The 19,528-nt window shown below is 60.3% G+C and carries 20 protein-coding genes and 1 pseudogene; 8 read left to right on the top strand and 13 right to left on the bottom strand.

Annotation, left to right across the window (positions count from 1 at the left end; all coding sequences use genetic code 11):
- A pseudogene (locus PRI8871_RS12235) lies at positions 1–115 on the top strand (IS5/IS1182 family transposase); the annotation flags it as partial.
- On the opposite strand, the gene PRI8871_RS12230 reads toward PRI8871_RS12235, so the two are convergent.
- From PRI8871_RS12230 to PRI8871_RS12190, 9 genes are read right to left on the bottom strand one after another with little or no spacing between them, the layout of a single operon-like run.
- Positions 99–719: a carbohydrate kinase family protein gene (locus tag PRI8871_RS12230; protein ID WP_108886496.1), complete on the bottom strand. Its 621-nt coding sequence runs from the start codon at positions 717–719 to the stop codon at positions 99–101. The pseudogene PRI8871_RS12235 and the gene PRI8871_RS12230 overlap by 17 nt on opposite strands.
- A gap of 3 nt (positions 720–722) precedes the next feature.
- Positions 723–1,700 (bottom strand): hypothetical protein, encoded by a 978-nt coding sequence (locus PRI8871_RS12225; RefSeq protein ID WP_108886495.1) that lies wholly within the window; start codon positions 1,698–1,700, stop codon positions 723–725.
- A gap of 46 nt (positions 1,701–1,746) precedes the next feature.
- The gene (locus tag PRI8871_RS12220; protein ID WP_108886494.1) at positions 1,747–2,490 is read right to left on the bottom strand and encodes an SDR family oxidoreductase; all 744 of its coding nucleotides are present in this window, start codon (positions 2,488–2,490) and stop codon (positions 1,747–1,749) included.
- Between the two features lies 1 nt (position 2,491).
- Entirely contained in the window at positions 2,492–3,220 is a 729-nt protein-coding gene (locus PRI8871_RS12215) for an SDR family oxidoreductase (protein WP_108886493.1), read from the bottom strand.
- 23 nt (positions 3,221–3,243) lie between these two features.
- Entirely contained in the window at positions 3,244–3,975 is a 732-nt protein-coding gene (locus PRI8871_RS12210; protein WP_108886492.1) for an SDR family oxidoreductase, read from the bottom strand.
- A gap of 18 nt (positions 3,976–3,993) precedes the next feature.
- A complete protein-coding gene (locus PRI8871_RS12205) occupies positions 3,994–5,280 on the bottom strand; it encodes a D-tagatose-bisphosphate aldolase, class II, non-catalytic subunit (RefSeq protein ID WP_108886491.1) in 1,287 nt (428 codons plus the stop codon).
- A complete protein-coding gene (locus PRI8871_RS12200) occupies positions 5,264–6,247 on the bottom strand; it encodes a tagatose kinase (protein ID WP_108886490.1) in 984 nt (327 codons plus the stop codon). Before PRI8871_RS12200 ends, PRI8871_RS12205 begins: the two co-directional genes overlap by 17 nt.
- Before the next feature lie 3 nt (positions 6,248–6,250).
- Entirely contained in the window at positions 6,251–7,135 is an 885-nt protein-coding gene (locus PRI8871_RS12195; RefSeq protein WP_108886489.1) for a sugar phosphate isomerase/epimerase family protein, read from the bottom strand.
- 19 nt (positions 7,136–7,154) lie between these two features.
- Positions 7,155–8,150, bottom strand: coding sequence for a sugar-binding transcriptional regulator (locus tag PRI8871_RS12190; protein ID WP_245897850.1), 996 nt, complete (start codon positions 8,148–8,150; stop codon positions 7,155–7,157).
- A gap of 214 nt (positions 8,151–8,364) precedes the next feature.
- Here PRI8871_RS12190 and PRI8871_RS12185 point away from each other — a divergent pair, with 214 nt between their 5' ends.
- From PRI8871_RS12185 to PRI8871_RS12155, 7 genes are all read left to right on the top strand, one after another.
- Positions 8,365–9,804 carry an ABC transporter substrate-binding protein gene (locus PRI8871_RS12185; RefSeq protein ID WP_108886488.1) on the top strand — a complete coding sequence of 480 codons (1,440 nt, stop codon included), beginning with the start codon at positions 8,365–8,367 and terminating at the stop codon, positions 9,802–9,804.
- A gap of 121 nt (positions 9,805–9,925) precedes the next feature.
- Positions 9,926–10,804, top strand: coding sequence for a carbohydrate ABC transporter permease (locus PRI8871_RS12180; RefSeq protein WP_108886487.1), 879 nt, complete (start codon positions 9,926–9,928; stop codon positions 10,802–10,804).
- A 5-nt stretch (positions 10,805–10,809) separates the two neighbouring features.
- Entirely contained in the window at positions 10,810–11,646 is an 837-nt protein-coding gene (locus tag PRI8871_RS12175) for a carbohydrate ABC transporter permease (protein ID WP_108886486.1), read from the top strand.
- 3 nt (positions 11,647–11,649) lie between these two features.
- Positions 11,650–11,895 carry a DUF2160 family membrane protein gene (locus tag PRI8871_RS12170; RefSeq protein WP_219929021.1) on the top strand — a complete coding sequence of 82 codons (246 nt, stop codon included), beginning with the start codon at positions 11,650–11,652 and terminating at the stop codon, positions 11,893–11,895.
- Positions 11,896–11,899: 4 nt separating this feature from the next.
- Positions 11,900–12,952, top strand: coding sequence for an NAD(P)-dependent alcohol dehydrogenase (locus PRI8871_RS12165; RefSeq protein WP_108886485.1), 1,053 nt, complete (start codon positions 11,900–11,902; stop codon positions 12,950–12,952).
- A gap of 14 nt (positions 12,953–12,966) precedes the next feature.
- Positions 12,967–14,028, top strand: coding sequence for an ABC transporter ATP-binding protein (locus PRI8871_RS12160; protein WP_108886484.1), 1,062 nt, complete (start codon positions 12,967–12,969; stop codon positions 14,026–14,028).
- A gap of 10 nt (positions 14,029–14,038) precedes the next feature.
- Complete coding sequence (locus PRI8871_RS12155; protein WP_108886483.1) at positions 14,039–14,722, top strand: HAD family hydrolase; 684 nt, start codon at positions 14,039–14,041, stop codon at positions 14,720–14,722.
- Positions 14,723–14,855: 133 nt separating this feature from the next.
- Here PRI8871_RS12155 and xylA read toward each other — a convergent pair whose 3' ends face one another.
- The 4 genes from xylA to xylF all read right to left on the bottom strand — a co-directional run bounded on the left by xylA (position 14,856) and on the right by xylF (position 19,393).
- Complete coding sequence (xylA, locus tag PRI8871_RS12150; protein WP_108886482.1) at positions 14,856–16,163, bottom strand: xylose isomerase; 1,308 nt, start codon at positions 16,161–16,163, stop codon at positions 14,856–14,858.
- Positions 16,164–16,174: 11 nt separating this feature from the next.
- Complete coding sequence (locus PRI8871_RS12145) at positions 16,175–16,948, bottom strand: ATP-binding cassette domain-containing protein (protein ID WP_108886481.1); 774 nt, start codon at positions 16,946–16,948, stop codon at positions 16,175–16,177.
- Positions 16,948–18,237 carry a sugar ABC transporter permease gene (locus PRI8871_RS12140; RefSeq protein ID WP_108886480.1) on the bottom strand — a complete coding sequence of 430 codons (1,290 nt, stop codon included), beginning with the start codon at positions 18,235–18,237 and terminating at the stop codon, positions 16,948–16,950. The genes PRI8871_RS12145 and PRI8871_RS12140 overlap by 1 nt, the downstream gene beginning before the upstream one ends.
- 127 nt (positions 18,238–18,364) lie before the next feature.
- Positions 18,365–19,393, bottom strand: a complete 1,029-nt coding sequence (xylF, locus tag PRI8871_RS12135; protein WP_108886479.1) for a D-xylose ABC transporter substrate-binding protein — start codon at positions 19,391–19,393, stop codon at positions 18,365–18,367.
- Between the last annotated feature and the right edge of the window lie 135 nt (positions 19,394–19,528).

The raw sequence follows: 19,528 nt of genomic DNA, 5'->3' as shown, positions 1-19,528 counted from the left end.
GATCATGTTTGGCAGGCTGAAGGATTGGCGACGTGTGGCCACACGATACGACAGATGCCCCAAGGTCTTCCTCTCCGCAATCGCACTCGCCGCGCTGGTCATCTATTGGCTATGAGTCCTGACCCTAACGTATCAAGATGGGGCAGGCAGGGCAGGCCAATGCGGCGGATCTGATCCTCGGGGCCTGCGACGAATTCCAGATTGGTCCGCAGCCCTTCGGCGCGGGCGCGTTTCAACACGGTGACCCAGCCGTTGGCATCCTCGCCCCAAGCATTGTCCATCGTCTTATGAATGCCGGGCAGGCCAAGGTGCAGCACGCGGGCGGTGCTGCCGGACACATCCAGATGATCGGGCGACAGAACATCCGCCACGCCGAAAAAGATGATATGCGTGCGCCGCCCGGTTTTGGCCGACAGATAGGCGTCGGTGGTCTGCGTCATCATGCCGGGCAGGCGGGCGACGCGGCTGCGGTCGATCCCATAGTTATCGGCCACCGTTAAAAGAAAATCACCATTTTCGCCTGCGCCCACAAGGCCGGTGGTCGCCACGGGGATAGACCCGTCCAGCCGCCGCATATCGACGGCGAAATTGCAGGCACTGCCGCCGCCCGCCGGATCGACGCGCTGCACGGCGGCGGCCATGTCTTCGGACCGCCATTGATCGACGGTGATATTGCGGTCAAGGCACCAGGTGCCAGCGGTCAGAAACCCCCGGCGCATGGATCACACATTGGCCTTCAGCAGCGGTTCGGTCAGGGCCAAGTCGTCATCGAGGCTGCGGAACGGCGTGATCCCGGCATTGGCCAGATCGCCATGAAATGCCCGGACGGCCTCGTCGCTGGTGATTTGTTCTTCGATCACGCGGCGCATGGCGCGGATCATGATGACGGAATCCTCGGAGTAATAGATCTTGCGCCCGAATAGCGCGACGCGGGCCCCATATTTCTCCGCCTGCCGGATCAGCTCAAGACAATCGCGCGTGGTGCCTGCGCCGCCACCCAAGATGCCGAAGATCAGGTTCTCGGGGTCAAACCCGGCGATTTCCTCGGTCGCGGCGGGGCCGTTGTAGGCGGCTTTCAGGAACACGGGCCGGTCATGGCGCGACACACCCGCAAGGCAACGGGCGATCATATCGTTGTTGTAGCTGGCAAAATCGCCGTTCGCCTCAACCGGGATCTGTGGGTTGAACACCTCAAGGAAGTGGTCGATCCCGGCGGCGGATGCCTCATCCCGGAACTGCGCGTATTCGGTCAGGGTGGCGTGATCTTGTTCCAGATCATTGTAGAAGGTCACCGAATAGAGGCCCAGCGGCGCGACAGGCTTGACCCGATCCAGCCGGGCCGAGCGGAAGTTCTTCATCATCCGCTTGGGGTAGCTGCCGCCGCGCACGTGCCAGATGTCGGATGTGTCGTTCAGGCGAACGGCAGGGGTCACGGGGCTGTCGTGAAAGGTGCCTGATTGGCTTAGCGCCTCAGCCGAAGACAGCGACATCAGCATGATATCCACCAGCCCGGTTTGCGTCACGCGCACCATGTCATCGCGGTAAGCCTTCAGCGGTTTCATCCGCCCATCTGGCCCTTTCCCAGGAGAGGCCGCACCAAAGGCCATGTCGCCATCTTTGGCGTCGGCGATGATAAAGTCCTTCGGGCGATACGCACCGTCGCGGATGGTATCGAGTTTGCGGCTTAGGCTTTTGGTCATGACGGTCTCCTCCACCGGGCAGTTTAGCGCCAACATTTCAAAAGTGTCAGCGAATTGTGAAGCCTCCATCGGCTACGATGTTTTCGCCGTTGATGATCCCGGATTGGGCCGAACACAGAAACGCGGCGGTTTCGGCGATCTCGGCCGGTTTGGCAAAGCGGCCTACGGGGATGTCGGCCTTGGCCTTTTCGCCCTTTTCCCCGGACCAGCCGGCCAATGCCATGGGCGTTTCGACGACCGTCGGGGAAATGGCGTTGGCGGTGATGCCAAACTGCGCCCATTCCAGCGCCATGACCTTGGTCAGCCCGATTAGCCCCGCCTTGCTGGCGCCATAGGCGGCATGGTCTGCAATGGCGACGATCCCGGCTTGGGATGCCATATTGACAATGCGCCCCCGGCCAGAGTGTTTGAGGAAGGGCAGGGCATGGGCGGCCATCAGCCACGGTGCACGCAGGTTGATGGCTTGGGTCAGATCCCAAGTGACGACATCGGTTTCATGGGCGGGCGCAACCACGCCCAGCCCGGCATTGTTTATCAGAATGTCGATGCCCATTGACGCGCCAATCGCAGGTACGGTGGCCGCAATGGCGTCGGGGTTTGCCAGATCCAGCTGCCACGCGCGATGATCTCCGGGCAGGGCGGCTGCCAAGTCAGTGCAATCCAGCCGATCGACCAATGCCAAGGTCGCCCCGGCGGTCGCAAATCGGTCGGCCATGGCGGCACCAATGCCGCCCGCCGCCCCAGTAAGCAGGACGGTCAGACCTGAAAGATCTTCGCAAGTCGCAGACATGCTAAATGTCAAAGTTGGTCGGCAGAACGATCATATCGCGGATCGTCACCGTGCGTTTGCGGGTCAGCATATAGAGAACGGCATCTGCGACCTCTTCGGGGTCGATCAACGCGCCGTTTTCCTTGGCTTTGCGCAGGTTCTCTTCGGGCCAGTCGGCCAACAGCGCAGAAACCACCGGGCCGGGTGAAACTTGGCCGACGCGGATGCCGTGCTTGTTCAACTGGCGGCGCATGGTTTGCACAAAACAGGTGATCGCCCATTTCGATCCGGAATAGACCGGCTCCCACTGGATGGGCATGTGTCCTGCGACCGAAGACGTGACGACGATATCACCGATGCCGCGTTCGGTCATATGGGGGATTACATCGCGGACGTTTTTCATCACCGCGTTGACGTTCAGGTTGAGCATACGGTCGATGGTGGCCGTGTCCGTCTCAATCAGATCGCCGCCGATATAAGTGCCGGCGTTGCAGTGCAGAATGTCGATTTGGCCGACCTTTTCCAAGATCTGCGGCACCATGGCGGCGCAATCCTCGGCATCCAGAAGGTTGGTGACCTGGGCAATGGCGTTCTCGCCAAGTTCCCTGGTCAGACGGTCCAGCGCCGCCTTGTCGTAATCGACCATCACCACCCTTGCGCCTGCATTCAGCAAGGCGCGGGTGGTGGCCAGACCGATGCCGGATGCGGCTCCGGTGATCGCGGCGGTTTTGCCCGTAAGCGTTTGTGCCATATTCAGAAACTCCGATGAAAGGGTCAGACGGCCAGAAAACCGCCGTCAATAGGAAGGACAGCGCCGGTCACGACCGGGGCGTCGTCCGACAAGAGCATTGCGATGGTGCGGGCCACATCTTCGACCTCGGCAAAGCGGCCCATGGGGTGGCGCACCATCATCGGGTCTTTCTTGGCCGGGTCGGACCACGCGGCGGCGGCCAGTTCGGTCATGGTGACGGTCGGGGCCACGGCGTTGACGCGGATGCCGTGCGGCCCGAGTTCCTTGGCCATGACGCGCGTTGCGCCCTCTAGCCCGGCCTTGGACGCGGCATAGACCATATGGTCCTGAAATCCGCGATGCCCGGCGATAGAGGTGACGTTCAGAATGCTGCCGCCTCCACCCGCCTTGATCCGGGCGCGGGCAAATTCCTGCGCGCAGATCAGCGCCGCCCGCAGGTTGATGTCCATCACGGTGTCATAGCCGTCCTCGGTCATGTCCAGCACGCTTTCCAGCACATTGGTTCCGGCGCAGTTGATCAGATGGTCGGCGGTGCCGGCCTCGGCCATGGCGGCGCGGGCGGCATCGGCGCGGGACAGATCAACCTTGATTGGCACCGCGCCGCAGCGGGCGCTTAGATCGTCCAGATCGGCCTGCGTGCGGGCCATGGCAATCACCCTTGCCCCGCGCTTGGCCAGCAGTTCGGTGCAAGCGCGGCCAATGCCTTTGCCTGCGCCGGTAATGATGATGGTCTTGTCTTGGAAATCGGCTGTCATGAATGGCTCCGGTATTTATCAGGCAACGGCCTCAAGCTGGCTGGCGCAGGCGGCAGAATAGGCCCGAAGGCATTCGCGGATGCGCCAGATCACCAAGGCTTCGGGGTCAAAGGGAGTGTCGGCAAAATGCGACGCGGCGGGCATGTGTTGCCACAGCAGCGGACGCGGCAACTTCTGCCCGCGCAGGGCATTGAACAGGGTCGCAACGGCGGCTTCGGCCTCGGGCTGGGCCCAGTAGTAACGGATGCGATCCGACAGTGAATAATGCCGCAACAGACGCTGTTGCCCCGACGCTCCGCTGTAGTGGCGGCTCCAGTTGCCCGACCGGGCGCACATCAGCGCCTCCATCGCGTGCATCAGGGGCCTGTCGCCATAGTCTGGCAACAGGTCCGATGCGATCAGGTCCAGCGCATAAAGCGCCTCGCGCAGGATGAACGTCAGTTCCGGCCCGACCTTCAAAATTGCAAACCCGTCGCGGATCAAATCCGACAGGGGGCGGACGCCTTGGTAGTCTGTGGAATGGGCTTCAAACACCAAATCGGGCTCGTCGTCCAAAATCCGGCTGAGCGCCTTGGCGGCGGCGGGATCATAGGCAATGACGTTGTGATTGCCGAATTCCACGCCCGGCTGCACCACAATGCCCAGAACGCGCGCAAAGGCATCCTCTAGCCCGGCATTGGCAAAGGCGCGGCGGTGGATGGCGATGGTCTGGCGTGCGGCCTCGGGATCGGTGGGCGGCACGGTGTCCAGCACATGATCGGCTCCGCCGGGGGGCGGCACCTCGGTCCCGATGATGTAGCGCGGGCGCGGGCCGCCCGTTTGGTCCGCTGCCCGTTCGGCAACGGCGGCCAATTGCACAGCCCGCATCGCGCAGGTGTCATCGTCCAGCGCCTCAGGCTCGCCCGCGCAGCCCATTGAGGCATCAAGGTGGATCTTGCGGAACCCGGCCAAAACATAGGCCTCGATCATCGCCGCAGCCTCGGCCATGGCTAGATCGGCGGACAGATGACGCCACGGGTTGGGGCCAAGATGGTCGCCGCCCAGAACGATCAGCGCTTCGGGGCAGTTTTCCTGACGGGCAAGCTCTGTCACCATGTCGCGAAAATCGGTGGGGCGCATTCCGGTATAGCCGCCTTGATGATTCACCTGATTGCAGGTCGCCTCGATCAGAACGGTTTCGCCGGTGTCGCGCCCGTGGCGCAGCGCCGCCCGCAAAACCAAGGGATGGGCGGAACAGACCGATGTAATGCCGCGCGGCAGGTCGTTGCGTCGGCAGGGGGCCAGATCGTCAAGCAGTAATGCCATGCGTGATCCTCCTGTTTGCTTTCATAAAGTCTTCAAGTTCTTGGCGGGTGCCTGCGCCTTCCATCGGGCCGCGAACTGTGACGTTGCGGGCCCCTGCGGCGCAGGCCAGATCAAGCGCGGTGGCAATCTGCTCACCCAGACGGCGTGCAGCGATATAGGCCCCGCCAAAGCAGTCGCCCGCGCCGGTTGGATCGACCTCGGTCACGGCAAAGGCATCGGCGTGAACCGGGGCCGCGCCGGGCGTGAACACCGTGGCCCCGCGCGTGCCGTCCTTCAGGGCGATCTCGGTGATCCCGCGGGCAAACAGGGCGTCAATCGCCGCTTGCCTGTCCGATCGTCCCGCCGCCAGTTGCAATTCGTCGCCCGACGGCAACAGAACATCCGTCATCTCAAGGATCTGCGCCAACCGCGCGGCGGTTTCGCCGTCGTCCTTCAGTTCCTTGCGCAAGTTCGGGTCAAGCGAGATGCTGCCGCCACGTGCCTTTATGATCTGCGCGGCGCGGTCCGTCATGTCCCAGATGCCAGGCCGAACCAGCAGTGTTCCCATGACGTGCAAGTGACCTGCGCCGCTGACCACCGCCTCAACCGCATCGGTCCAGCGCAGGTTTCCGGCGGCAGAGGTCCACATGTTGAACACGAAATCACGGTCCCCATCCGGGCGATACCGGACAAAGGCAGAGCCGGTGGGCAGGGTGTCATCCACCGCGATGCCAGACACATCGACGCCGTCGCGTTCCAGCCTTGCGCGGTTCATCCGCCCGAAATCATCATCGCCCACCGCGCCGATCATCGCCGCCTTGCCGCCGATCCGGCCGCATTGGTCGATAAAAATCGCCGGAGCGCCGGATGGGAAGGGCCCGATCAGTGGCTGGCTTTCGGCAAAGCCATGTCCTGTGGTGGTGGCCACGATCTCGGCCAGAATCTCGCCGATACAGATCGTGGGGCCAAGTGTGTCAGGCGAAATCATCGATCACGCCCGGCGGTTGGTGGCTTGTCGGCGAAGTGCCTCGGCCCATTTCAGGTCAATGAACTGCTTGGCATGGGCGGCCAACGGCGCGCTGTCGGTCCATGTGTCGCGCCAGATCGCGCAGGCCAGCGATAGCCCTTCATCCACCACTGCGGTTGAGAAGCTCTCGAATACGACATCGCGATCATACCCAATCTCGGCCAAGGCATCGAAGACCCGATCCCAGTCGATGGTGCCATCGCCCAGATAGCCACGGTTGGATTCGCCAATGTGGAAATAGCCGATTTTGTCGCCCGCCATGCGGATCGCGGCGGCTAGGTTGGCCTCTTCCATCTGCATGTGGAAGGTGTCCAGATGCAGGCGGACGTGGTCATTGCCGGTGTCGGCGATGAATTTCATCCCCTGCGCGGCGGTGTTCAGCAGGTTGGTTTCGAACCGGTTGACGACCTCAAGCACCAGATCGACGCCCGCCTTTTCGGCCAGCTCTGCTGTTTCGGCGATGGCCTGAACCGAGTTGGCCCAGCCGCCTGCGGTGGGCTGACGATTGTATTTGGTATGGGCCGAATAAAGGATGCCGCCCAGCTTATCGCCGCCTATATCCCGCACCGCGCGCACCGCATCGGCCAGCATCGCCTTGCCCGCGGCGACCGCATCAGGATCTTCGGACGATACGTCTTTGTCTAGCGGAAGACCCATGGTCACACCGATCTGAACGTCTAGGTCTTGGCTTTTCCTGGCCAGCCGGTCGAGGTCAAAGAGTTCGGGTCGCAGATAGGCAAATTCAATACAGCGATAGCCGTGTTCGGCAGATTGTTCGAGGGCGCGTTCCAGCCCCTCTTGGGTTTGTCCGCCTGTCCATACAAAGGAATGAATTCCCAGTCTGCGCATCGTCGTCTCCGGTATGAGGCTAGGCCTCGGTTGACCCCGGTAAGGGGGGCGTTGCAGATTTTCCGTGTTCGAGCAGAAGCTCGGCCGTCAGGTCGTCTGTGACCAAGGTGTTCACCAAGCCGCGCTTGATGGCGGCGGCGATGATCTCGACTTTGTGGGGGCCAGCGGCGGCCATGATTTTTTCCGGTACGGCCTCGACCGCCTCAAGCGGCATGCCGATGGTGTGATCGTCCACGTAGGGCAGGACAGACTTGCCGTCGCTGTCCAGAAATCGGCCCAGAACATCGCCGATCGCCCCGGCTTCCTTTAGCTTTCGCGGCGTCAGGGATGCGGGCAAGCCGTTGGAAACAAGAAATGATTTCGACGACACGTTCGAACAGGTCAGAAGCACCGCATCCAGCCGGTCGAATTTGTCGAAATGGGTGCGCAGAACGTCCTGCGACAGGAACAGATCGCGGTCGATCCCTTCGGACAGGTAAATCGGCGCGGTCAGAATCGAGTAGTTCGCACCCAGCACATCGGCAAACCCCGACGCAATCCCGAAAGAGTTGAAGGACGACCCGTGCGGTGTGCCGCCAAGGATCGAAACGACCTCTAGCTGGGGGTGGCTTTGGCGTTGCAGGCGGCGGATTGCGCTGTCCAGCGTCAGCCCCCAAGACACGCCAAACGTCTTCCATTCACCGCTGCGCAACCGTTCGGTCAGATAGTTGGCAAGGCCCGATCCAACCGGCCCGTGAAAATCGTAATTGTCCCGGTCCACGGGCGCAACCAGCGCTTTTTCAATGCCGTAGACCTTCTGAAGTTCCTGTTGAAGCTCCATCCGGGTGGTGAAGGGGGAATCGATTTGTACATGAACCAACCCCAGCGCCTTGGCCTTTTGGATGGCTTGGTTCACGCGCAGACGCGTGACCCCCATCATCCGCGCGACTTCGGCTTGGGTGTTTCCGTTCATGTAGTAGTGCCAGCAAACCTCCGTGATGAAGGTGACGCTGTCTTCGATCTGCTCTCGTGCCACGGTGTTTCCTCCTGGATGCGGTGACCAATTGGTTACCGCATCGGCGATGAACGTGACATACCTTGCATATGTATGGCAAGTGATACAAATGGAAAAATTACAGTTGCATTGTGAAATTTACAAATGCATGTTTGCGCCGTGAGTTGACGCGAATCGACCCTGTTTTCGACGGCAGGGCGCGCGATTCAGCCCGTTACCTTTGGGAGGAAAGTGAATGAGCTTTGCACATAAAATCGCGGTCTCTGCGCTGGCGCTGGCAGTCTCTGCCGGGGCGGCCTTGGCCGGTGGACATGAAGATTTCTGGAAAAAAGCAGCCGAGCCGTATCAGGGCGTGACTCTGCGCGGTGTGACGGAATCATCACCGCCGTCGCTGTATATTCGTGAGGTTCTGGCCCCGCAGTTCGAAGCGCTGACAGGCATCCGCGTCGATATCGAAACCACGTCATGGGATCAGATGTTTGATAAAGCGATCAAGGACATGGAAGCCGGAACCGGCATTTATGATATGGTCTATATCGAACAGGACATCATCTATTCGTATCTGGCCCGCAACTTCCTGACCGATACGACCCAGCTTCTGGCCGATAACCCGCAATTGCAGGCACCCGGCTATGATGAGGCGAACTTTACCACCTTCGCCGACTACTTCCGCGGCGACAACGGGCACCTTTATGGCATCCCGATGGAAGCTTTCATCAAGATCTACCTGTACCGCACCGATCTGTTCGGCGATGCCGACATTCAGGCCGCCTTCAAAGCGGCAACAGGCCGCGATCTGGCACCGGCGACCACCCATGCCGAATACACCGAAATCGCCAAGTTCTTCTATGAATACGGTCAGGCCAATGACATGCAGCTGTGGGGTGCCACGGTTCAGGGCCACACCGGTCACCCGGCGTCTTGGTACGAATACTTTGAATCGGTTGCGCCGACCTTTGGCGTCTACAACTGGGGCATCGACGCCAACAACAACTACGCGGCAAGCGTGGCCAATGGCGGCGCGATGAACTCGGACACCGCGAAAGAGGCGCTTCAGTGGTGGCTGGATCTGCGTCAGTACGCACCGCCTGAATCGAACCAGTCCACCTGGACCGAGGTCGGTACGACCTTTGGCGCGGGCCGCGCGGCCCAAGGTCTGGTTTACGGTGAAAACGCAGGTTGGATCGCAGCCGATGACACCAAATCGCTGGTTGTCGGCAAAGTGGGCGTCGCCCTGCCGCCGCTGGCCGATGGTGTGATGGCCGCTGCCGAAGCAGGTGATGGCTACATCGGGTATTATGACGGCGGTGCCTTCGGTCTGCCTTCGACCTCAAAGCAGAAAGAGGCCGCAGCGCTGTTCCTGGAATACATTGGTCAGAACGACGTTCAGCCCGACTGGGCCGTTGCCGCGCCGCGCGTGACCAACACCGCCACCTATGACGATCCCAAAGTCGTGGCGATGAACGAAGAACTGGGCGGCTACTACGACATGCTGCGCGACAAGGGTTACCTGTTCGCGGGCGCGCCGGCCTATCCGTTCCACGCGCAGGTGCGCGAAGCCACCGCACCGACCTTCTACAAGATCCTGACCGGTGATCTGAACGTGTCGGAAGGTCTGGACCAAATGGCAGCCGAGGCCGAGGCGTCGCTGACCGAACTGGGCTATCGCAAGTAAGCCTCCCTGGCTGTGCGACTGGGCCGCTGCCTTTCGTGGCGGCGGCCATTTCCACCACCGATCCGGCACAGCCGCGCACGGTGGTTCTACTTCCGCATCGTACCTTAAAGGGGGACTGCCGATGCATTCCAACAGGCTTGGATGGATCCTGCTGGCACCGACGCTGGTCATTCTGTTTTTCTTCGGTGTCTTGCCGTTCGTCTATGTGGTGTTCGTGTCGTTCCATTCGTGGAACCCCTTCGCCGCCAACCCCGAGATGATCTTCAACGGGGCGGACAATTTTCGCAAAATCGTCTTTGATGCCGAGTTTCTGAATTCCGTTGGCGTCACGGTGACATTCGTATTCTTCGCGGTCGTGTCCGAATTGATCGTTGGGTATTTTCTGGCGCAGGCCTTCATGAAGGAATTCCCCGGCAAGGCGATTTTTCGCACCATTCATACGCTGCCGCTGATCATGGCCCCGATCATCGTCGGGTCTGTCTGGAAGCTGATGATGACCCCCTCAATCGGGATCATCCCGCATTATCTGAACGAATGGTTTGGCCTGTCGGTCAATATCGGTACCTCGTCTTTCGCGGCCTTTGCCACCATCGTTGTCATGGACATCTGGCACTGGACGCCGCTGGTCACGCTGACCTTGATCGCTGCGCTGGTGTCTCTGCCGCAAGATCCGTTTGAACAAGCCCAGATCGACGGGGCGAACAAGCGCCAGATCTTCTTTCACATCACGGTGCCGATGATCGCGCCTGCGGTTGTGGCGACGGTCTTTATCCGCCTGATGGACGCGCTGCGCACCGTGGATGAGGTCTGGATGTTGACCGGCGGCGGCCCCGGATCGGCCACACGTTTTGTTGGCGTACACATCTTCCGCGAGGTGTTCCCGAAAACGAACTACGGCTACGGATCGACGATTTCGGTGATCGTTCTGTACCTGACGATTGTCGCCTGTTGGTTGCTCTATGTGACCATGCTGGCCCCCCGCAACACCAAGAAGGACTGAGACTGATGAAAAAGAACCGCCCGGTCCTTGCCATCGTATTCTGGGTTCTGGTCAGCTTTCTGACCCTGTTCCCGATTTACTGGCTGTTCGTGATTTCGGTGAAACCCGCTGTTCAGCTGTTTTCCACGCCTGATGTTATCCTGTCGGACCCGTACTGGGGCAACTACGCCAAGGTGTGGGGCGACCGTCTGCTGCGCAGTTACATGGTCAATTCACTGGTAATTTCGACCGGCAATGCGGTGCTCTGCACGCTCCTTGGGTTCTTTGCCTGCTATGCGCTTTCGCGCTTCAACATGGCGGGCAAGGAAAGCCTGTTCTTCTGGACCATCACCAACCGTATGGCCCCGCCTGCCGTGTTTCTGCTGCCGCTGTTCCTGCTGATGACGCAGGTCTATGCGGTGGGCGATTTCCGGCTGCTGGATACGCGGATCGGGATGATCCTTGTCTATTGTACCTTCAACCTGCCGTTCGCCATTTGGACCCTGCGTCCAACGGTCGACGGCATCCCGAAAGAGCTGGACGAGGCGGCCTATGTCGACGGGGCCAGTGCGTGGAAAGTGATCACCGAGGTCGTCTTTCCGCTGTGCCGTCCGGGGCTTGCTGTCACGCTGATCCTGACCTGGGTCTTTGCCTGGAACGAATATCTGCTGGCTGCGACCCTGACCAACTTCAACGCCCGGACCCTGACAACGGGCCTGTCGGAATATGTCACCACCACCGGCACGGAATGGGGGATCATGGCGACGATTTCGGTCTTTACCCTGATCCCGGCCCTGATCGTCTTTGGCATGGTGCAAAAGCATATCGTGACCGGCCTGACCTTTGGCGCGGTGAAAGGATAACCGATGACACAGCATGAAACGCCGCTGGCATCGGCCCAGCACGAAGACGAGGCCCCAAAGACGCAGCCGCCCAAGGTTGGTTTCCTGCCGATCGAGACCAACTGGTTTGACCGTTTGTTCATCTCGGTCGTGATCTGGGTGGCGCTGTCCTTGTTCTGGTTCCGGTTCGTGGAACCAGTGGGCCTGTCGATCTGGATTTCCAATATCATCGCGTTGGCCTTGGCCGTCGTCATTATCAGAAAGGGGTAAGCCAATGAAATCGCTTGTGCTGGAGCGTAAAGACGAACTGTCCCTGCGCGATTTCCCGGCCATTTCCAAAGCCGAAGAAACGCTCGGCCCCCGCGACGTGCGGATCAAGCTGCACACGGTCGGCATTTGCGGGTCGGACGTGCATTACTACACCCATGGCAAGATCGGCCCCTTCGTGGTGAACGCGCCGATGATCCTAGGGCACGAAGCCTCAGGCACGGTGATCGAAGTGGGGTCAGACGTTTCAACGCTGACCATTGGTGATCGCGTCTGCATGGAGCCGGGCATCCCGGACCCAAACAGCCGCGCGACCCGCCTTGGCATGTACAACATCGACCCGGCGGTGCAGTTCTGGGCCACGCCGCCCGTGCATGGCATCTTGCGCCCAACCTGCGTGCATCCCGAGGCCTTCACGTTCAAACTGCCGGACGATGTCAGCTTTGCCGAGGCAGCGATGGTCGAACCTTTGGCCGTAGGCGTGCATGCCGCGACCAAAGCGCGGGTTAAGCCGGGCGATGTGGCGATTGTGATGGGGGCAGGGCCGATTGGTCTGGTCACCGCGCTATCGGCGCTGGCCGCAGGATGTGCACGGGTATTCGTGACCGATCTGGCCGAAAAGAAACTGGACATCGCCGCCAGCCTCAGCCCCGCCATCACACCCATTCAGATCCCGGCGCAGGACATGGTGCAGATCGTGAAGCGTGAAACCGCAGGTTGGGGCGCGGATATCGTGTTCGAAGCCACCGGCAGCCCACATGCCGCGCGGACCGTGTTTGAACCGCTAGCGCCCGGCGGCTGCGTCGTCATGATTGGCGGCCAGCCCGACCCGATCCAGTATGATGCAGGCGCTGCCATGGTGCGCGAAGCGCGGGTCGAAAACATCTTCCGCTATGCCCACGTCTTTCCGCGCTGCGTTGGCATGCTGTCCAGCGGCGCGATTGACGTTAAACCCCTGATCACCAGAACATTCGACTTTGAAGACAGCGTCCGCGCCTTCGAAATTGCCGCGTCGGCCCCGCCCGCGGATGTGAAGATGCAGATCGTGCTGCCGCAATAGAAAGGACCACCCCCTTGGCCAACGTAAAAATTGACAATGTTATCAAGCGATACGGCTCTGTGCAGGTGATGCACGGCGTCAGCGTCGATATTGATGACGGCGAATTCGTGGTCCTTGTCGGCCCGTCCGGTTGCGGCAAATCAACTTTGCTGCGGATGCTGGCAGGGCTTGAGGAAATCAGCGACGGCGAAATCTCGATCGGGTCGCGCGTGGTGAATGATGTTCCGCCCAAGGAACGCGACATTGCCATGGTGTTTCAAAGCTATGCGCTCTACCCGCATAAAACGGTGTTCGACAACATTGGCTTTCCGCTGAAAATGGCCAAGCGGCCTGCGGCGGAAATCAAGGAAAAGGTAACTCGGGCGGCAGAGATCCTGGATCTTGCCCATTTGCTGGACCGCTATCCCAAGCAATTGTCTGGCGGCCAACGCCAGCGGGTTGCCATGGGTCGCGCCATTGTGCGCGACCCGCAGGTTTTCCTGTTCGATGAGCCGCTGTCGAACCTTGACGCCAAGCTGCGCGTGACCATGCGGGTTGAGATCAAGGAACTGCATCAGCGTCTTGGCACAACCATCGTCTATGTGACCCACGATCAGATCGAAGCGATGACCATGGCCGACAAGATCGTAGTGATGCGTGACGGCAGGGTAGAACAGATCGGATCGCCGCTCGATCTCTATGACAACCCGGCGAATGTTTTTGTGGCGGGCTTTATCGGATCGCCCTCGATGAACTTTATCCATGGCAAGGTGGATATGGCGGACGGGGCCAAGGTCTTTGCGTCGGACAGCGGTTTGACGCTGCCTTTGCCGGACACTTCCGCCACTGTGGGGCAGGGGATCGTCTATGGAATTCGGCCCGAACATATCCAGATCGGCGACGCCGGTGTGCCTGTCAAAGTCGTGGTGACCGAGCCTACCGGATCAGAAACGCAGGTCTTCGCCAAATCCGGCAAAGATTTGCTGGATGCCGTTGTAAAAGATCGGATTTTTGCCAAGCCGGGGCAGCAGATCGGTTTCATTATTGACCCTGCCAATGTACATGTGTTCGACCGCACGAGCGAGCAACGCATTTGAGGCAGAATAGATGGGTGAACACGTAACCGAAGCAGTGATCTTCGATCTGGATGGATGTCTGGTGGATAGCGAACCTTTGTCGCTGGAAGCCGTCGCATCGGTCATGCGCGACTTGGGCGTGACAGACGCCACCGCCGAGGAGATCGGATCGCAGTTTCTGGGCGTGTCGATGAAGGTCATCAGCGATTACGTGACCAAACGGCTGGGCAAACCTTGCCCGGCCGACTTTGCGGATCGGGTCGAGGCGCGGCTATTCGACTGGTATCAGACCAAGCTGCGCCGGATCGACGGGGCAGATGCCTTGTTGGCGCAATTGCAGGGGCAGGGGCTGGGGCTGGCTATTGCCACTGGCGGATCGCTGAAACGGATGGGGATCACCCTGCGCACTGTCGCGATTGACGGGTATTTCACCGATGCCGCCTGTAGCGCGGATGAGGTGGCCAAGGGCAAACCCGCCCCGGATCTGTTTGAACTGGCTGCATCCCGACTGGAAGCCAAGCCCGCCGCCTGTGTGGTGGTTGAAGATTCCCCGCACGGGATCAAAGGCGCAAAAGCGGCTGGAATGCGGGCCATTGGCTTTGTCGGCGGGTCGCATCTGGACGGGCAGCGCGACAGACATGCCGACCGGCTGCGCGCAGCGGGGGCTGATGTGGTTGTTGAAACCCTCGCCGAGGTGGCCGCCGAAATTTTGTAAACGCCACTGTTTGTGACGTGTTCCAAGCCCTTGCCGCCCGGCAGGGGCTTTTGTTTTGCGCGCGTCAATCGGCCAAAAGAAAACCGCGCCCCGGTGACAGGGCGCGGCGTTGATTTTGCGATTTACGTCAGGCTCAGACGAACTTGTTGACGTAGTTTTCCAAGATTTCCTGACGGCCCGAACGGGGCTGCGGGTTGACCCCTTCGGCCAGAACGCGCTGGGTGATGCTGTCCAGATCGCTGTTCAGCATGGCCTTGGCGCCCTCGGTTTCCCAACCGGCATAGCGATCGGACAGGGCCTTTTCCAAACCGCCATCTTCGAGCATGGCAGCGGCGGCTTTCAGGCCGCGGGCGCAGACATCCATACCGCCGATATGACCGGCGATCAGGTCTTCTGCATCCAGCGACTGACGGCGCAGCTTGGAATCAAAGTTGGTGCCGCCAGTGCTGAACCCGCCCGATTTCAGGACGTGGTAATAGGCCAGCGCCGTTTCGGGAACGTTGTTCGGGAACTGGTCGGTGTCCCAGCCGGACTGATAGTCGTTGCGGTTCATGTCGATGCTGCCCAGCATGCCTTCGGCGGCAGCGACAGCCAGTTCGTGTTCGAACGAATGCCCGGCAAGGATGGCATGACCCTGTTCAAGGTTCAGCTTTACCTCGTTCTCAAGCCCGTATTTACGCAGGAACCCGATGCAGGTCGCCGCGTCATAGTCATACTGGTGCTTGCTGGGCTCCTGCGGCTTCGGTTCCACCAAGATCGTGCCTTTGAAGCCGATCTTGTGTTTGTAATCGACAACCATGTTCAGGAAACGGCCCATGTGGTCCAGTTCCTGACCCAGATCGGTGTTCAGCAGGGTTTCATAGCCTTCACGGCCGCCCCACAGAACATAGTTCGCGCCGCCCATTTTGTGCGTTGCGTCCATGCAGGATTTCACCGTTGCAGCGGCAAAGGCGAACACCTCGGGATCGGGGTTGGTGCTGGCACCGGCCATCCAGCGGCGGTGGCTGAACATGTTGGCCGTCCCCCAAAGACACTTGGTCTTCGAGGTTTCCATCTTGCCGCAGATATAATCGGTGATTTCTTCCAGCGTGCGCAGGTTGCCTTCATAGCTGCCCTGTTCGGGGCGGATGTCGGCATCGTGCCAGCAGAAGAAGGGAACGTTGAGGATGTCGAACATCTCAAACGCCACATCGGCCTTCAGCTTGGCGCGCTCCATGTTGTCCTGGGGGTGCCAGGGCCGTTCGAAGGTCAGACCGCCGAAGGGGTCGCCGCCTTCCCACGCGAACGAATGCCACCACGCGGCGGCAAAGCGCAGATGGTCTTCCATCCGCTTGCCCATGACGACTTCGTCGGGGTTGTAGTGTTTGAAGGCCAGCGGGTTATCGCTGTTGGGGCCTTCATAGGCGACTTTGGAAATGCCGTCGAAAAATCCAGTGCTCATATCAGTGTCTTTCAGTCTGCGTTGGCGTCTTCGCCGGGTTTCTTGCCAAGGATGATCATCGACAGCAGGTCGTCATCGGTGACATCGGGGATGTCCACGGTGCCGACCAGTTTGCCGTTTTTCATCACGCTGGCACGGTCGCAAAGCTCCATCACGGCGTGCACGTCGTGGTCGATCAGGAAAATGCCGATGCCTTCAGCCTTCAGCTGTTGGATCAGCTCGGCCACCATCTGCGTTTCGTGCGGGCCAAGCGCGGCGGTGGGTTCGTCCATGATCAGGATACGGGCGTTGAAATAGACAGCGCGGGCAATGGCCACCGACTGGCGCTGACCGCCCGACAGGGCCGACACGGGCGCTGCGAACTTGCGGAAGTTCGGGTTCAGGCGGCCCATGATTTTGCGGGTCTCGGCCTCCATCGCGGCGTCATCGACAAACCCCAACGGCGAGATCAGCTCGCGCCCGAGGAACAGGTTCGATGCGGCGTCCAGATTGTCGGCCAAGGCCAGCGTCTGGTAGATGGTTTCGATGTTCAACTCGCGTGCGTCGCGGGGCGAATGGATCTGAACGGGGTTGCCGTCCACAAAGATCTGGCCGCCACTGGGCTTATACGCGCCCGACAGCATCTTGATCAGGGTCGATTTGCCCGCGCCGTTGTGGCCCAGAAGGCCGACAACTTCGCCGGGATAAAGGTCAACCGACACGTCGTCGACCGCGTTGATCCCGCCGAACGAGATCGACATGTTGCGCATTTCGACCAGCGGAGTTCCGGAACGATCAATGGTCATCACTTAATCCCCGTACGCTTGCGATATTGAATGTCGATCCAGACGGCAAAGACCAGAACGGCACCGACGACGATGTTTTGCAGCGGGCTGTCGACACCGACCATGCCCATGCCCGATGTCAGCGATTGCATGATCAATGCGCCAAGGATCGCGCCATAGATGGTGCCAGCGCCGCCCGATAGGGCCGTGCCGCCGATAACGGCCGCCGCGATCACGCGCAATTCGTCCAGCGTGCCGATGTCATTGGCGTGGCTTTGCAGACGGGCCTGGGCTACGACAGCGGATAGCGCGCAAAGGAAGCCCATGATCGCAAAGACTTTGACCGTCAGAAGGCGGGTGTTGATGCCCGACAGTTCCGCCGCATCCGGGTTGCCGCCGGTGGCAAAGATATAACGGCCAAGGCGGGTTTTGCGGGCGACGATGGTCATCACAACCGCCACAAGGATCAGGATCAGCACCGAAATCGGCAGGCCGTGGCCTTGGGTAAAGCCGTCCGGCATCACCTCGCCGCGGGCTTCGAACATGCGGCGCAGTTTGCCTTTGGGAATGCTATAGGCGTTTAGCGTGGCGACAAAGCCAAGAATGGCCACCACCGCGATACCGGCGAGCGAGAATTCGGCCCAGAGCGGTTTGGTGGGGAATTCGTGGCGGATGCGGCTTTGACGTGCGGCCCAGACACCGTAGACGGCGGCGATGGCGGCAAGAATGCCAACGACCCAGCTAAGTGCCTCGCCCAGAGTGCCTTCGGAGCCGCCAAACAGGATGAAGGTTTCGTTCAGCGGGGCAATCGTCTGGCCTTGGGTCAGATACCAACCGGCATAGCGCCAGATCAGGAAGCCGCCGAGCGTGACGATAAAGGCCGGGATGCCCTGATAGCCAATCAGCCAGCCATTGAACGCCCCGATCAGGGTGCCCACGGCAAGACCGATCAGAATGGCGATCGGCGCAATCAGCGGCGAGCCAAGATCAATGCCCAGACCGGGCAGCCAACGCGCCTGCGTCATAGCCATAATGGCCGAACAGATCGCAAGGACAGCGCCAACGGATAGGTCGATGTGGCGGGTGACGATCACAAACACCATGCCAGTGGCCATGATCGCCACGGAAACGGTTTGAATTGTCAGGTTGAAGATGTTTCGCGGCGACAGGAAGTTGCCCCCGGTGATGAAGTTGAAGGCAACGGCGATCAGAATGAAAGCGCCAATCATGCCCATCAAGCGCATGTCCAGTTCCAAGCTTTGCACAAAGCTGCGCTTGGTCTGAGTGGTGGCTTGCGAAGCGTCGCTCATAGCGAAAGTCCCGCTGTTTGCACCTCGGTTTCCCGGGTTGTGTCATGGATTTTGGGTGAAATGCCTAGGTTGCCACCCCGCAACATGGCGGGGTGGCTGAGGCGATTTGGTCTGTAATCAGATCAAATTAGTTGCAGGGTGCCGGGCCGTTTTCCACGCCCTGGCACAGTGCGTCTTTGGTGATCCAGCCAGCGTCGACGACAACGGTCAGGTTGTCAGCGGTCACCGGAACCGGCTTCAGGAACACGGCCGATACTTCGTTGCCGCCCGGAGTGGTGAAGGACACCGCACCGTTCACGTCACCAGCAGCCGAACCGCCAGCCAGAGCCACGGCGATTTCGCCTGCGGCTTTGCCCAGCTCACGGGCGTCTTTCCAAACCGAAACGGTCTGGGTGCCTTTGGCAACGCGGTTCAGAGCGGCATGGTCGCCGTCCTGACCCGAAACCGGCAGACCCTGCATGCCCTGGCCGGACAGTGCGGCCACAACGCCACCTGCGGTGCCGTCGTTCGAAGCCACAACAGCGTCAACGCCGTTGCTGGTTTCGGTCAGGATCTGTTCCATGTTGCGCTGTGCGTTCGCCGGCAGCCAGCCATCGGTATAGGCTTCGCCAACGATTTGGATGTCACCGGCGTCGATTGCCGCCTGAAGCACTTCTTGCTGACCGCCGCGCAGGAAGTCTGCGTTCGGATCGGTCGGCGAGCCTTTGATCATGACATAGCGGCCCTTGGGGGCAGCGGCCAGAACGGCTGCGGCCTGCATACGGCCGACTTCGACGTTGTCGAAGGTCAGGTAGAAGGCGCGGCTGTCTTCGATCAGACGGTCATAGGCGATGACGGGGATGTCTTCGTCAACGGCGGCCTGAACAGCGGGGATAACCGCCTGCGTGTCTTGGCCCAGAACGATCAGAGCGTCCACGCCCTGTGCGATCAGGTTCTCAATGTCGCTCAGCTGTTTGGCCGAGGACGACTGAGCGTCTGCCGATACGTAGGATGCGCCTGCGGCTTCCAGTGCTGCTTTGATCGCCGCTTCGTCGGTTTTCCAGCGCTCTTCCTGGAAGTTGGACCAGCTGACGCCGACGGTAACGCCGTGGCTGCCTGCGAATGCTGCGGTGCTGGCCATAATCGCGATGGCCGAAATGGTTCCGAGAAGTTTCATCTCAGTATTCCTCCCTGAAGGTGTCTTCGCCCGAAACATGACCTTTCGGTCCGTTCGGAGCGCCGTTCATGACTAAGATTAAATATTTTACTTGTCAAAATAATTCTTTTGGAGAATTCTGCGCCGACTTGGGAG

Origin of the sequence: Pseudoprimorskyibacter insulae, assembly GCF_900302505.1 — a bacterium.
Classification (GTDB): Bacteria; Pseudomonadota; Alphaproteobacteria; order Rhodobacterales; family Rhodobacteraceae; genus Pseudoprimorskyibacter; species Pseudoprimorskyibacter insulae.
This window is presented reverse-complemented; position numbering and strand designations above follow the sequence as displayed.

Bases quoted from the DNA above. Each gene is read 5' to 3' on its own strand.
- PRI8871_RS12175 (WP_108886486.1), top strand. From the start codon at position 10,810: ATGAAAAAGAACCGCCCGGTCCTTGCCATCGTATTCTGGGTTCTGGTC.
- PRI8871_RS12185 (WP_108886488.1), top strand. From the start codon at position 8,365: ATGAGCTTTGCACATAAAATCGCGGTCTCTGCGCTGGCGCTGGCAGTC.
- PRI8871_RS12220 (WP_108886494.1), bottom strand. From the start codon at position 2,490: ATGTCTGCGACTTGCGAAGATCTTTCAGGTCTGACCGTCCTGCTTACT.
- PRI8871_RS12170 (WP_219929021.1), top strand. From the start codon at position 11,650: ATGACACAGCATGAAACGCCGCTGGCATCGGCCCAGCACGAAGACGAG.
- PRI8871_RS12165 (WP_108886485.1), top strand. From the start codon at position 11,900: ATGAAATCGCTTGTGCTGGAGCGTAAAGACGAACTGTCCCTGCGCGAT.
- PRI8871_RS12180 (WP_108886487.1), top strand. From the start codon at position 9,926: ATGCATTCCAACAGGCTTGGATGGATCCTGCTGGCACCGACGCTGGTC.
- PRI8871_RS12205 (WP_108886491.1), bottom strand. From the start codon at position 5,280: ATGGCATTACTGCTTGACGATCTGGCCCCCTGCCGACGCAACGACCTG.
- PRI8871_RS12225 (WP_108886495.1), bottom strand. From the start codon at position 1,700: ATGACCAAAAGCCTAAGCCGCAAACTCGATACCATCCGCGACGGTGCG.
- PRI8871_RS12140 (WP_108886480.1), bottom strand. From the start codon at position 18,237: ATGAGCGACGCTTCGCAAGCCACCACTCAGACCAAGCGCAGCTTTGTG.
- PRI8871_RS12195 (WP_108886489.1), bottom strand. From the start codon at position 7,135: ATGCGCAGACTGGGAATTCATTCCTTTGTATGGACAGGCGGACAAACC.
- PRI8871_RS12215 (WP_108886493.1), bottom strand. From the start codon at position 3,220: ATGGCACAAACGCTTACGGGCAAAACCGCCGCGATCACCGGAGCCGCA.
- xylA (WP_108886482.1), bottom strand. From the start codon at position 16,163: ATGAGCACTGGATTTTTCGACGGCATTTCCAAAGTCGCCTATGAAGGC.
- xylF (WP_108886479.1), bottom strand. From the start codon at position 19,393: ATGAAACTTCTCGGAACCATTTCGGCCATCGCGATTATGGCCAGCACC.
- PRI8871_RS12230 (WP_108886496.1), bottom strand. From the start codon at position 719: ATGCGCCGGGGGTTTCTGACCGCTGGCACCTGGTGCCTTGACCGCAAT.
- PRI8871_RS12200 (WP_108886490.1), bottom strand. From the start codon at position 6,247: ATGATTTCGCCTGACACACTTGGCCCCACGATCTGTATCGGCGAGATT.
- PRI8871_RS12210 (WP_108886492.1), bottom strand. From the start codon at position 3,975: ATGACAGCCGATTTCCAAGACAAGACCATCATCATTACCGGCGCAGGC.
- PRI8871_RS12145 (WP_108886481.1), bottom strand. From the start codon at position 16,948: ATGACCATTGATCGTTCCGGAACTCCGCTGGTCGAAATGCGCAACATG.
- PRI8871_RS12155 (WP_108886483.1), top strand. From the start codon at position 14,039: ATGGGTGAACACGTAACCGAAGCAGTGATCTTCGATCTGGATGGATGT.